Genomic DNA, 14001 nt, shown 5'->3' with positions numbered 1-14001 from the left:
AGCAGACTTTGTTACGTTTTTGGCTTTTTTTAGTCTTTTATCTCTATAATGAGTGGCATTACGTGCACACAGATGCTCTTGCGCACGCGGTTATTTAGGCGCTTTTTGCCTGTTTAATTGCGGTGTTCTTACTCTCGATTTCACTCTTATTTTTAGGGTTGTTTTCTACAGATTGTTTTCTAAAGTTTGTTTCTCTTTTTATCCTCAATGTTGAAGGTCGGCGTCATGGACTTATCCCTCTCGTTAGAGATTATTTTAATGCTCACTGCTGTGGCAGCGTTGGCAGGTTTTATTGATGCTATCGCAGGTGGCGGTGGCTTATTGACTATCCCAGCCATGCTACTGGCGAATATTCCGCCAGTGCTCACGCTAGGTACCAATAAGCTACAAGCGGCTTCAGGCGCATTGGCTGCGTCCATCACCATGATTAGAAAAGGGGTCGTCAAGCCTCAACGTATCAAAGTCGCCATTATTGCGGCTTTTATCGGTTCGGTTATTGGGACTATCGCCGTACAGATGTCACCGCCTGACTTGCTCGAAAAGCTCATTCCTTTCTTAATTGCCGCGATCGGTATCTATACCTTGTTTGCACCTAGGCTTGGCGAAGTAGAAGCGGCACCGCGCATCTCAGAAGGCAAATGGCAAAAAGTCGTTGCACCCTTAATTGGTTTTTACGATGGTTATATCGGTCCGGGCACCGGCATGTTCTTTGCGTTAGGTAATGTAGCACTGCGTGGGCGTCAGATCATCGAAGCAACAGGCGCGGCGAAAGTTTTGAACTTATCGACCAATATTGGCTCGCTGATTTTCTTTATTTTGGGCGGCAATGTCTTGTGGAAAGTAGGGCTGGCAATGATGGTGGGACAGACGATCGGCGCTTATTTTGGCTCGCATATGGTCGTCAAAGGCGGTAGTAAGCTGATTCGTCCGATGATTGTGTTGGTCTGCTTAGCCATGGTAACCAAATACGTACTTGGCTAGTTTCCTTGATGTAAACATGCTTTAGACTATACCAAAAAAAAACTCAGCCAATTTGACTGAGGTTTTTTATTTGAATAAGCATTCAAATTTTATAGAGTCGGTTCAATCTAATGTAGATACAAGGAAGGTGGGTGAAAGTACTACAAGTAGTAGACTAAGCGAGCCTGACACCGTATCCAATTGTTATGAGATTGACTATGGTTAATTATGGTTAGCGACGATCGACGTCATCGTATTCACTACCCATAATGCCATCGCTAAAGACATTTGAGAACTCGCGCTCGTTGTCTTCATCGATATGACCATCAAACACGTCTTTGGCACCCGCATCAGGATCGTTATAAATTGCAACGTCCATTTTGTTTTCTGACTTTGCTACAATAGCGGTCACTGCTGCATCACCGCCGACGTTCACTGCGGTACGAAGCATATCAAGAATACGATCCACGCCTAAGATAAGACCAATACCTTCGATAGGTAAGCCCACCTGAGCAAATACCATGGACAGCATAATCAAGCCAACACCCGGTACGCCAGCCGTACCGATCGAGGCCAATACTGACATTAAGATAACTGTCAGATATTCGGTCACACCCAAATCAATACCATAAATATTGGCAATGAAAATGGTCGCCGTTCCTTGCATGATAGCCGTACCATCCATGTTGATGGTGGCGCCAAAAGGAACGGTAAACGACGCGACAGAGTTATTAACCCCCATACGCTTGGTCACAGTACGTAAAGTAATCGGAATCGTCGCATTCGAGCTTGAGGTACTAAACGCAAAAATCTGAACTTCGCGCATTTTTGCCAAAAAGGTTTTGACCGATAAGCCTGAAAATAACTTGAGGACAATCATCATGGTAATAAAGAAATGGAAAGCCAGTGAGCCAACCAATACCGCAACGTAACCAAGCAATGACCAAATTAAGTCTAAGCCGAGCTCAGCCATGGCTTTGGTCAATAGCGCAAAGACACCATATGGTGCAAGATTCATAATGATAGTCACCATCTTCAAGATGACTTCGTTGATCAATTCTAAACTTTTTACCAACCCTTTAGCAGGCTTACCAACCATTAAGATACTAATACCGATTAGGACGGCAAAAAAGATGATGGATAGCATATCGCCATTTGCCATCGCACTGATGGGGTTAGATGGGATAATATTGGAGAATACATCAAGCAGAGGTGGCGCAGAGGCTGCTTCAAATTCTGCTGCGGTCTCGACATTCATGCCTTTACCTATGCCAAATACGATACCCAGCCCAATGGCTGTCGCAATGGCTAATGCTGTCGTCATCATATAGATCATAAAGGTTTTGGTACCAATACGACCCAGCAAACGGATGTCACCAATCCCGCAAACTCCGCAAATCAGTGAGATTAACACCAAAGGTACAACCAACATTTTGAGCGAGTTCACGAACAGTTTACCGATAATGGCAAGGAAGCCATTGGTAATGTACGTATTAACAAAACTGCCTTCAGCGTTTAGCCCTGAATAGTTTATAAATAAACCCAGTACGATACCGAGTATCATGGCAACAATAATCTTGCCCGTTAGTCCCATATTTTTCCACATAACCTCTATCCTTTTATATGCAACGCTCAGTAGTCAGTACGGCAATAAATCAATACATTTATGATTGTTGTCTCAACGTCTGATATTGTTACGTCTATATTAATTTGTTACTTAGTGTCAGACTTTTTGACAATATAAAATAATTGTTAAGGGTACTGCAAGATTTTTTTATGATTTAAATAACGTGACATTAGCGATTTTTTCCGTTTCATTTATTCTTTCGTGCTCAAAAAGACGTAAAATTGAGAAGATTTGTATGGGTTTTTATGAATATAATCGGTAATTATTTGAGGTGAAAAAAGCGAGACCGTCTGAAGTAGACGGTCTCGCTTTTTTAAGTGATATGGTTGATTTAAATAGCAATTTAACGTTCAAGGTTAAGTGAGATTAGTAGGTATAAGTCATATTGATTATAAATAGTTGCTTGTCAGTATTTTTAAGTGACGTTCAACAGACCCTAATTTCTTTCAACCTTAGTCTTTTTAAACATAAGCCCCTTTAAACATAAGCCTCTTTGATTACCATTTAAGCTTTATCGTTTTCATCACGACGGAGACCATCTTGCCATTTACTGTCCTTGGCTTCCTCGGCTCTTTCGGCTATTGTCTTGGTCGAGGTTAAGTCTGAATGATTAGGCAAATCAGAGTCTGCTTTATCAAGGCTATGATTGTAGCTCATACGCTGATTCAGAGTCGACTCAGCGTCACGATAACGAGGATCTAGCGCTTCTGCCTCTGGATTAGACTCATCAAAATCCGCTTGCCCGCGTATTTCTTCGACAGTATTTTGCTCATCTACCATTTTTACATCGCCATCACTTTCATAGCCGTGATCAGGATTGGCATCGCCCGTTTGCTCTTGAGTATCCGCCGCTGCAACCGTATTATTGGTCGCTGTGCCATTTCTTGCTTGGGCATCATTTTTTAGTTGCGCATAATCAGTCAGCTTGTGCACAGCATTTTCTAAGCTATGAGGGTTTTCACGCTCTTGTGATACCTCAAGATGCTCATCGAACACATCTGTCAATAATGAATCGAAGCGTAGACCATTATATCTAATCAGTTGCTCCGCTTCTTCTTCAGTGATATCACCGCTTTGACTAGCATTGACCACATGATCTTCGAACGTCAAGCCTTCGAAGCTGTCTTTATGCTCCGCTTTTTTGAACTTCTGCCACAATGGTTCGACTTCAAGTAGCGTCTGATAAGCGTGCTCCATACGACCGCTGACATCATCAGGTAAGGTATTATAATAGACCATGGTTTTGAGGTAATCACGGAACGGGTTGGCTTCATGATCATCCATAAAGACATCACCCAGTTTGGTTTTTAACTCATCGCTCGCTGGGGTAAAGATACGACCACTTGGGAATGTCACAAAGCTCACAACACCAGCCGCCATACGATTCGGGAAGTTGGCAAAGAAAGAAACAAAGGCTTCTTGAATGGTATAGAGGCTATTCTGTAGCGCGACCTCGGCATGTAAACGTTCGGCTTCTGATTTGCTGCCATGCTCATAAAACTGCAAGATAGCCGTCGCAATGAATAAATGACCATGAATATCTGCCAAACGGCCAGAGAGCATCTCTTTGCGCTTCAAGTCACCTGCCAATAATCCTAATGCCATATCTGCTGTTAAGGCAAAGCTGGCACTTAAGCGGTTGATATGTTTGTAATAAGGGCGAGTAAAGTCATCGACAAAGCTTGGCGCATCGTTGCTACCACCGACATAACCTGCGATAAAGGCTTTTGCCCCGCGGTTAAAGGTATAGCCCAAATGTTTAAAGAACAACGTATCAAACTCTTTGAGCGCCGATTCTTTGTCTTCGCTCTGTAGAAGTTGTAATTCGTCAAATAGATACGGGTGACAACGCATGGCCCCTTGACCAAATATCATCAATGAACGCGTCAATATGTTCGCGCCTTCTACGGTAATAGATACCGGAATGGACTGATAAGGAATGGCCAAAAAGTTACGTGGACCCATCTGCACAGCACGCCCACCAACGACATCCATACCATCGTTGACCACACTACGCATGGTTTCTGTCGCATAGTATTTTGCCATCGCAGTCATTACTGATGGCGTACCACCTTGGTTAAGACCACAGGTAACTAAGTGGCGAAAGGCTTCTAGCATATAAGTATTACTGGCCATACGACTGGTAGCGTCTTGCACGCCTTCAAATTTACCGACTGAGATTTTGAACTGTTCACGAACCTTGGCAAACGCGCCAACAGACAGATAAGTCATCTCACTGGCTGAGGTAGATAACGCTGGTAAGGAGATACCGCGGCCCACACCCAAACATTCCATCAGCATGCGCCAACCGCGTCCAGCATTTTCAACGCCACCGATGATGTAATCCAACGGGATAAAGACGTCTGTACCGTCGACAGTACCATTCATAAATGGCGAGCCGATGGGGTTGTGACGAGGTCCTGTGATGACCCCTTCGTGGCTGGCAGGAACCAACGCACAAGTAATGCCATAATCGGTCTTATTGGGGTCGCCCAGCAGACCTTCAGGATCGTGCATTTTGAAGGCCAAGCCAACCACGGTAGCGATAGGGGCCAAGGTAATCCAACGCTTAGAAAAATTCATGCGCAGACCGAGCATTTGCTCGCCTTCGTGAGTTCCGTAGCACACCACACCAGTATCAGGGATCGCGCCAGCATCAGAACCTGCTTCGGGGCCAGTCAGACCAAAACAAGGCACTTCTTCGCCTTTGGCTAAACCGGGTAACCAACGCTGTTTTTGCGCATCCGTACCATAATGCATGAGCAGCTCACCAGGGCCGAGCGAGTTCGGGACCATACAGGTCACAGCAGCGGTCGGCGAACGTGAGGCGATTTTACTCATCACCCGACTTTGTGCATAAGAGGTAAATTCAAGACCTCCGTACTCTTTCGGAATGATTAATCCTAAGAAACCGTTTTCTTTAATGAATTTCCATGCTTTAGGAGACAGCTCTTTATCATCATGATGGATTTTCCATTCATCAATCATGGCGCACAGCGTCTCTACCTCATTATCGATAAAGCTTTGTTCTTCTGCAGAGAGCTGTGGATAGGGATAATTGGCAAAGGTATCCCAGTTCGGTGCACCCATAAACAGCTCTTTTTCCCACCAGCTAGTACCAGCATCTAGGGCTTCACGTTCCGTATCACTCATGCTAGGCATGGCACCCGCAAGTGCCTTGTAAACAGGCTTGGTCAGCAGTGACTGACGCAGAGGCGCGACAAGCAGCACCAGACACAATAGCAATATCGGTATGCCCAAAATGAGCGACCATGGACTGATAATAGCGGTCACGACCACAGCAATAATGGCGACTATACTACCAGTGACGCGCGATAAAGACAGCAAAAATATGGCCAAAACCGTGGCTAACTGTATGATTACTGCCAAAATAAATAAGCCAACTGCCATGACTGTCTCCTTGGTAAAACCTAACTGGAAAATGGGGTAAAACTCAGAAAAAAATTATATTGAGAAAGCATCTTATTTAAGATCAGGGGTTTAAATCAATTAACGGGAAATCAAAACCCTTTTAAAACAAACAATGTCATTAATTATATAACCATGCTATTAAAAACTAAAAACCTATTGGTAAACAAACTTATAAACGTCTATCACAACATCATTTCGACTCAAAGCACTGTTCTTGAGTCAAAAAAAAGTAGGATAAAACAAGCATTGCTGACCATTAGAAATATACGTTTGATGCTCTACAAAAACTAATGAATCAAAATATAAATAACTGAGCGAAAGTTAGCTACCAATATGAAATAGTTAATGATAACTATCAATAGCGAAAATGCTATTCTGTGTCGATAATATGTATCAACTACTAGGGCGTGTCCTCAATTCAAGCGATTGTATCTACATGGGCTAAAAATGGCTAAATTTTGCCAAACATCGTCAAATTGCTGATTAATATCCCGATATTATTTGCGCTATTTTCCTCGTTTGAGGGCAATTTATCTCATTTTTATGACCATTTTTAAAATGAGGACACGCCCTAGATATATCGTCAATAAACCAGCGCTATAATTGGTTTAACACAACTGGAGCTCCATTCTCAAAGCATTACGGTGTTAATCTCGCTTGAATGATGGCCTATAAATCTTTACTCGCCTTTTTTGTACCTGAATTATCTTGAACCGACTATAGAACTAATTATATTTTCGACTAACCGAAGGGCGCTAAGCAGCTTTCGGCATAAGATAATGTTTCATTACGTCCAACGATGATGTGGTCTACCAAGGATAAATCTATCAAATCACAGGCTTTTTTTAGCTCGTAGGTCAATAGGTTATCTGCCGTTGAAGGAGTCGCATCAGTATGCGGATGATTGTGCGCGACGATTAATTGACCAGCAGCGTGACTCAACGCGTGACGGAGTACGTGCTTGATACAGACCGAGCACGACGAGATGCCACCAGTAAACAGTATTTCAAAGTTTAGCAGATTTAGCGCATTGTCTAAGCAAAGGACGGCAAAGACTTCACGATGCTCACCGCGCAATTGGGTGCTGATATAGTCCTTGACGACTTGTGAGCGCCCAAGCGCTTGCCCTGTCTTTAGCTTACTGTCTAAATAACGCGTACCCATCTCAAGCGACGCCAGTATCTGTGCGTACTTGGCAGGACCGATACCATGACAAGCAAGCACGGTCTGTGCCGGCGCTGCCAATAGCTCGGCAAGACTACCGAACTCATCGATCAAATGACGCGCCAGCTCGATTGCCGACTGCGACTGGGTGCCAGTGCGTAAGAATATCGCTAATATTTCAGCATCCGTTAAGTGAGCGGCGCCAAATTTCAGCAGTTTTTCTCGAGGTCGATCATCTTCATGCCAGTCTTTAATCGCCATTGTCACTCCTTAATGGGGGATGAATGCTAGATATATGATATAAATGCGGAAAACCTTACCCAACTTATCTCATAATTGTTACTATAAGCGCAATTTTATCTTTCAACTTTTTTATTGATGCCACGCTTATGTCCAATATTGTGCTCGCTATCACCGGCGGTATCGCCGCTTATAAATCCGCTATCTTTGCCCGTCTGCTCATCAAGGCAGGCTTTGATGTGCGTGTCATTATGACCACAGGCGCACAGGCCTTTATCACACCGCTGACGCTGCAGGCTTTGACAGGTAATGAGGTGCATACCTCTTTGCTGGATGAGCAAGCCGAGGCGGGGATGGGTCATATTGAATTGGCCAAATGGGCGGACTTAATCGTCATTGCGCCAGCGTCTGCCAATACACTGGCGCGTCTGGCAATGGGCATGGCAGATGATCTGTTGACGACCGTGTGCCTAGCAACGACGGCACCAGTCATTATTGCTCCAGCGATGAACCAGCAAATGTGGGCGCATCCAGCGGTGAATCTTAACGTCCAAACCTTAAGTGATATGAATTACCAAATTATACAGCCCGCCAGTGGTGAACAAGCCTGCGGTGATGTGGGGGCAGGGCGATTGCCCGAACCTGAGCAGTTATTGGCTGAGGTGTTGTTATTTAATGCCATGCAAACCACGCCGCAATTATTGGCAGGTAAAAGAGTGGTGATTACTGCTGGACCAACTGTCGAAGCGATTGATCCGGTACGCTATTTGTCCAATCACTCTACCGGTAAAATGGGTTTTGCTTTAGCGCGTGCTTGCGTGGCCGCTGGTGCAGACGTGGTTTTGATTGCGGGTGGTAAAGTAGTACTGTCCACACCGCTTAATGTCACCCGTATTGATGTGTTGTCCGCGCAAGAGATGCTGATTGTCGCACAGCAATGTGTGGAAGGTACGCATAGTGCGCTACAGTATATCTCTGAAGATGAGCATGATCATTCACACGAAGATCATCATGCTCATCACCACGGTGACTGTGATTGCGGCGATGAGCACGATGTTGATGCCATGGTTACCAATGATAGCGTGAGAGTCGCAGATGTCTTTATTTCGACGGCGGCGGTTGCTGATTATCGTACTGAAGAGGCTGCCCCGCAAAAGATTAAAAAAACCCAAGATGCCATGACGCTGAGCTTGGTCAAAAATCCTGATATTTTAGCAACCATTTCGCTTGCCCATCCAGCGCTATTTGTCGTCGGCTTTGCGGCAGAAACGCAAGATGTCGAGCGCTATGCTCGCGGTAAACTGATATCTAAAGATCTAGATTTGATTGCTTGTAATGACGTGTCGCGTGCAGATATTGGTTTTGCCAGTGATGACAATGCGATGCAAGTGTTTTTCTCTGAGCGCTATAAGAATGAAGCAGTAACGCTAGAGAAAGCAAGCAAAGATAAAATAGCTGAGCAGTTGGCCAGTATTATTGGTAAAGCTATCTGGCAGCGTCACAATGCACAAGACACGCCCTAGTTATGCTTTCGCTAATGTCGCTATTAGACACTAAATACTGATGGCAAATATGATAGATAGCGATAGCACCCAGACGTTATTGCTGATTGTGATTTTTGCGCTGGCATCATTGCTGCACGGGATTAGCGGTCTGGGTGTGACCTTGGTGACCACCACTGCGCTTGCCAGCATCTATCCGTTGCCACACGCCATTGTATTGGTGATATTCCCGTCATTATTGCTTAATGCAATGACTTGGCTGGCGGGTGGTGGTCGCACTATTTGGCAAAACTTTATCTATTACGGCAGGCGTTATTGGCTGCTCGCTTTAACTAGCCTGCTCGGTAGTATTTTGGGCGCGAAGCTCTTGCTATGGGTCGATAGCGCTTATATTTTATTGGTATTGGCGGCTGTCATTGGCTTTTATGTGATCAGTGCGCTACTCGGTAAGCAAATTCGGCTACCTGCTACCAAGCCTGTGCTGATTATCGTTGGACTGAGTGCTGGTATCATTGGCGGCGCGACCAATGCAATGTCGACCATATTGATGATGTATTTACTGTCTGCCAGCGATGATAAAAACACCGTCGCCAAAGTCGGCAACATGTGCTATTTCTTAGGAAAAATTGCCCAAATCATTGTATTGCGTGAGCCTATTATGGCGCTGAGTAGTGGTGAATGGCAGCTGATTACTTTGCTGAGTGTTTTATCTATTGTCGCGCTTTTAGTCGGTATCCGCCTGCGTCGTTACTTACCGCAAGCACGCTTTCGTCAGCTTATTTTATTAATTTTGACCGTACTTGGGCTGCGCGTGGGTTGGCAAGGAGTTACGGCATTTTTATCAATCTAAGCAGTTTGCGGTGTTAGTTAAGTTTTAGATTTTAGGTCAAAGGTATGCTTGGCATGTCGTCACTCATATTTGCGCTGGTGATTTAACGATTAAACAAATTCAGTAAGATGGTAGCGACGATGCTAATCACTATCATGGTAACGACCGGAAAATACACGCGTGTATTGCCTGATTTGTGTTTAATATCTCCTGGCATGTTGCCTATCCACGAAAACGCACTGGGAAACACCAGCCAAATGATTCCGATAACAATGAACACAGTGCCTATACCAATCAATATTTTTGCCATATAAAACCTCGCTAACTTTCTGACGTTTTTTCATTTTGTCTTAAGCATCGATATGCGACAAAGTCACTATTTAAACCGCCTTACCAAAATAAAGCTGCTGCGCCACTCGAAAAGTATTACAGTGCGCTTCAACCACATCTTCAATATCTTCTGAATAGCCACCACCCATGACGATGGCAACGGGGATGTTGGCGGCTTTTGCTTGACGTAACACATATTCATCACGCGCCTTGCAACCAGCTTGTGTCAATCCAAGCTTACCCAGTTTATCGGTCGCCAGTACATCGACCGCAGACTGATAAAAGATCATATCTGGTGCAACGTCGCTAATTAAGCGCGGTAGCGTGTCCTCTAATATCTGTAAATACTCAGCATCACCAGTATCGTTGGCAAGTTCAATATCTAGGTCAGATAGTTCTTTGCGAAATGGATAGTTCTTGGCGCCATGCATACTAAACACAAAAACCCGTGGCTCATTTGCCATAATACTAGCATTGCCATTGCCCTGATGGACGTCTAAATCGACCACCAAAATCTTTTGCGCCTGTCCACGATTTAATAATAAATTACTCGCGATACAAACATCATTAAACACGCAAAAGCCCTCGCCATGATCGGCAAATGCATGGTGCGTACCGCCGGCGACATTCATCGCCACGCCATATTGCTGAGCATAAAGCGCACATTCATAAGTCGCATGGGCAATATGACGACCACGATCGACTAAAGCTTCAGTCATCTCAAAGCCGATAGGGCGTGCTTCCTTGCGCGGTAAGGTTTGGGTTTTAAGCTTATACCAATAGTCTGCCGTATGAGTGGTCAAAATCTCCTCTTCGCTTAATCGCGCAGGCGCAAAGAAATTATCGGTACTGATAGTGCCTTCAGCCAATAAGCGCTCAGGAATCATCGTATATTTTTGCATGGGAAAACGATGCTTGTCAGGTACGGAATAACGAAAGACGTCGGAGTAAGCAATTTTTAGCATAATGTTTAAGTGTGTCGGTATTTAAGAGGTGATAAGGTGTTTTTAGAAGGTTTTTTATTAAGCGTGATAAAGGGGTAGAAAATAGACGAATGACTGATTTATATTTTGCTAAACTCTTTAAGTTAAAAGGCTTTTTTAAGTTAATAGACTTTCTAAATTAAAGGGCTTTTGTAAGTTAAGAGATTTTCTTAAATAAACTATTTTTTAACTTAAGCATCTTTATTGGACAAACTGAGTCGGCAAAAAGAAGGTGCGTGAGTCGGATTGTTGACGCAGCTCTGTTAATAACGTTTGCATATCTTCAGCGGGATATTGGTTATTGAGTAAATCACTAAACAGCTCATTCGCTACCGTGGTCATGGCAATGACACTTTGTAGTAAATGCTCGATGATTTCGTCATTAATACCAATAGTTTCGACATCGATGGCATGCTTGTAGCGTATCTCGCCATCGTTGATATCCATTTCTAGATTGCCAATCAGCATGTCATAATTGATTTGAGTAATCAGTAACATCGCTGCACTTTGATGACTCTCTGGTATCAAAAATGGCAAAATTCCATAGACCGCTAGCAGCTTGTTTTTCTCTTGCACCCGAAATAGGTAGCCACAGTTCAGTTGTTTATGCCGCATTCTTAAGGATAAGTGATGCGATTGCTGACTGTCACTGCTTCTGGGTCGATAATAGGTATATTGCCACTGATTATTACTAAAGTACTGTTTTAGACAGTCGACGATGGGCGTTTCATTGGTTTCTTGCTGCGATGCTTGCAAATTCGCTTGAGCTTGCGAGCGCTCGCTATCATGATTATTATCACGGTGACTGGTCAAACTGCCAGTAGAGTCAGCCGTATTTGCCTCATTGCTATTACGAGTATTGGCGCTCGAGATTCCTGCCTGCATCATATCAAGATCAATATCATCGTCAGCCGCTGCTGCCTGTGTTGGCATTTTTGCGCCATGGATAATAGACTGCGGTGCTGAAGCAGTCAGTAGCCGTTTGAGTTTTTGCCACAAGCTGAGTTTATTACGTTGACTCATAGGTATTGTGTTGATATATAAATGGATGATATTGAAAAATGGCCGATAAGCAAAAACAGTCAGTTAGTTATTATTAAACACCAAACCCTCTTTGATAGTGGGCTGCGCATAAAATGCTTGCAACATCTCACCTATATGCGCTGCCAACCACGGACTTTCAAGCGCATCGTATACGATGGGCAGTAGGGCACTACTAAATTGCGTCATGGCTTGCTCATCTATATATAAACTCGCGGCCACCGTTGCCATGCTATCGCCATGATGGTTGGCATACCACGTATCGATACTGGCTGACACGAGGCTGTGCAGATAAGGCGACATACGCAGACGGTTGTAGCTCTGTTGAATACTGGCTTCAATATGATCGATACTACTATTGCCAGGCTCATCAGTTAAATAATTTTGCAGTTGGCTAATGGGCTGATCTTTGATTCTTGCCCAACCGCTTACTAGCAACCGAGCGACTTCGTCATTTGATAAGTGCTCTTGGGCATTGGCTTCTGCACGACGTGCTAAGTCTTTAATATTACGGTGCAAATACGTTTGCAGTTTTTCATCAAGGTTTCTATTGGTCGCCTTTTCAAAAGAGCTGCGCCCAAATTTCATCAGTTTACCAGCAGCGCCTGCTTTATCTAGCGTGGTTTCCATAAAGTCGTTGATCGCGTGATAGAGCGTTTGCGTCAGCAAATCTGCAAAAGTCTCGTTGCCGACTAGCGTATGAATCAAAACATTACGCTGCTGCTCATGGCTACCCACATAATCGGCTAAGGTCTGCACTTGAGTGTCATCTACCAGCTCAGACAACGGCACATTGTCATTGACCGGATGATAAATAATCGTATGCAAGATATCGCGAATATCTTTACGTATCACATCCGTCATCGGTTGGTTCAGGAGCCAGTCGTTGATCAGATGTTGCAAATCATCGGCGCTGACATATTTATTCAATGGCTGGGCAGCAAACCACTGCCAAGCCTCTATGCTCAGCGGTTCAGCTTGCGTGCGTAACCATTGCTGCATAAAGGCAACTTGTGCCTCGATTAAGCTGTCAATGGTCAGCGCTGGCGTATCTAAATGTTGGCTATCTTTTGAAGTCTGCATAGGTTTTGAGGTCATAGTTATCGACAATTTGTTATACTGTGTGGTTGGGGTAAGCATAAAGTATTATGCCACGAACATGATATTTGTTGGTGATGAATATTGACTGCCGCTTGATAAATAATACGAGGTTTGAATGACAGCTCTGAATATCGCCTTACTTACGCTTGATGAGCTGACCGTTCAGCGCGGTGAAGTCCCTCTATGTGAAGGCGTTGCGCTCGATTTACCGGCGGGCAGTATTTGTCATCTGATTGGTGCTAATGGTACGGGTAAAACGACGCTACTGATGCAGCTGGCTGGATTGTTGCCGGTGCTGAGCGGTGAAGTGTATTATCAAGGATCTGCAAGTTTACCTATTCAGCCTTTGTATGTGTCGCATCAGTTGGGTATCCATCCAAATCTGACGGTCGCACAAAACCTCACCTTTCTGTTGAATTTATACGGCATCAGCCCAAGTGTTGCTGATATCGATGACGCCTTAGCTTGGGTCGGACTGCAAGGCTTTGAGACGATTAGCTCAAGCCATTTATCGGCTGGGCAAACGCGCCGTATCACCCTGGCAAGGTTATATTTATTGACGCCGGACGTGACCCCGTTATGGCTACTTGATGAGCCTTTTACCGCCCTTGATGTCGATATGGTGGCACGGATGGAAGACAGGTTGCGCGATTTTGCCACGGCTGGTGGTGGCATATTGATGACCAGTCATCAGGCTGTCGGCGTCGCCAATCAAGTGCTCGATTTGTCCGACTATATGGTTTGAATGTTGTTAGCATAAGTGTGATAAGTAGTATAAGTGTGCCAGTCATC

Annotated in this window: 11 protein-coding genes; 4 read left to right on the top strand and 7 right to left on the bottom strand. The window is 44.4% G+C overall.

The window, feature by feature from the left end; translation table 11 throughout:
* Nucleotides 1-225: 225 nt before the first annotated feature.
* A complete protein-coding gene (locus tag ACSUPM_RS11835; protein ID WP_025652307.1) occupies nt 226-981 on the top strand; it encodes a TSUP family transporter in 756 nt (251 codons plus the stop codon).
* A gap of 211 nt (nt 982-1192) precedes the next feature.
* On the opposite strand, the gene ACSUPM_RS11830 is transcribed toward ACSUPM_RS11835, so the two are convergent.
* From ACSUPM_RS11830 to radC, 3 genes are all read right to left on the bottom strand, one after another.
* Nucleotides 1193-2566 (bottom strand): dicarboxylate/amino acid:cation symporter, encoded by a 1374-nt coding sequence (locus ACSUPM_RS11830; protein ID WP_101212232.1) that lies wholly within the window; start codon nt 2564-2566, stop codon nt 1193-1195.
* Between the two features lie 525 nt (nt 2567-3091).
* A complete protein-coding gene (locus ACSUPM_RS11825; protein ID WP_436879970.1) occupies nt 3092-5998 on the bottom strand; it encodes an acyl-CoA dehydrogenase in 2907 nt (968 codons plus the stop codon).
* Nucleotides 5999-6760: 762 nt separating this feature from the next.
* Nucleotides 6761-7444, bottom strand: a complete 684-nt coding sequence (gene radC, locus ACSUPM_RS11820; protein ID WP_025652310.1) for a RadC family protein — start codon at nt 7442-7444, stop codon at nt 6761-6763.
* A gap of 128 nt (nt 7445-7572) precedes the next feature.
* Here radC and coaBC point away from each other — a divergent pair, with 128 nt between their 5' ends.
* Both coaBC and ACSUPM_RS11810 read left to right on the top strand, forming a co-directional pair.
* A complete protein-coding gene (coaBC, locus tag ACSUPM_RS11815) occupies nt 7573-8946 on the top strand; it encodes a bifunctional phosphopantothenoylcysteine decarboxylase/phosphopantothenate--cysteine ligase CoaBC (RefSeq protein ID WP_436879969.1) in 1374 nt (457 codons plus the stop codon).
* A 40-nt stretch (nt 8947-8986) separates the two neighbouring features.
* Nucleotides 8987-9775: a sulfite exporter TauE/SafE family protein gene (locus ACSUPM_RS11810; protein WP_101212235.1), complete on the top strand. Its 789-nt coding sequence runs from the start codon at nt 8987-8989 to the stop codon at nt 9773-9775.
* A gap of 82 nt (nt 9776-9857) precedes the next feature.
* Here ACSUPM_RS11810 and ACSUPM_RS11805 read toward each other — a convergent pair whose 3' ends face one another.
* The 4 genes from ACSUPM_RS11805 to ACSUPM_RS11790 all read right to left on the bottom strand — a co-directional run bounded on the left by ACSUPM_RS11805 (nt 9858) and on the right by ACSUPM_RS11790 (nt 13191).
* Nucleotides 9858-10064: a DUF2905 domain-containing protein gene (locus ACSUPM_RS11805; protein ID WP_025652313.1), complete on the bottom strand. Its 207-nt coding sequence runs from the start codon at nt 10062-10064 to the stop codon at nt 9858-9860.
* 70 nt (nt 10065-10134) lie between these two features.
* Nucleotides 10135-11049: a histone deacetylase family protein gene (locus ACSUPM_RS11800; protein ID WP_201577040.1), complete on the bottom strand. Its 915-nt coding sequence runs from the start codon at nt 11047-11049 to the stop codon at nt 10135-10137.
* Between the two features lie 219 nt (nt 11050-11268).
* Entirely contained in the window at nt 11269-12090 is an 822-nt protein-coding gene (locus tag ACSUPM_RS11795) for a YbjN domain-containing protein (protein WP_436879967.1), read from the bottom strand.
* Nucleotides 12091-12153: 63 nt separating this feature from the next.
* Nucleotides 12154-13191 (bottom strand): hypothetical protein, encoded by a 1038-nt coding sequence (locus ACSUPM_RS11790; protein WP_227692959.1) that lies wholly within the window; start codon nt 13189-13191, stop codon nt 12154-12156.
* A 133-nt stretch (nt 13192-13324) separates the two neighbouring features.
* Between ACSUPM_RS11790 and ccmA the strand changes: the two genes are divergently transcribed.
* Nucleotides 13325-13954 carry a heme ABC exporter ATP-binding protein CcmA gene (gene ccmA, locus ACSUPM_RS11785; RefSeq protein ID WP_201582969.1) on the top strand — a complete coding sequence of 210 codons (630 nt, stop codon included), beginning with the start codon at nt 13325-13327 and terminating at the stop codon, nt 13952-13954.
* Nucleotides 13955-14001: the final 47 nt, after the last annotated feature.

This window comes from Psychrobacter okhotskensis, from assembly GCF_965638355.1.
GTDB classification, from domain to species: Bacteria; Pseudomonadota; Gammaproteobacteria; order Pseudomonadales; family Moraxellaceae; genus Psychrobacter; species Psychrobacter okhotskensis.
This window is presented reverse-complemented; position numbering and strand designations above follow the sequence as displayed.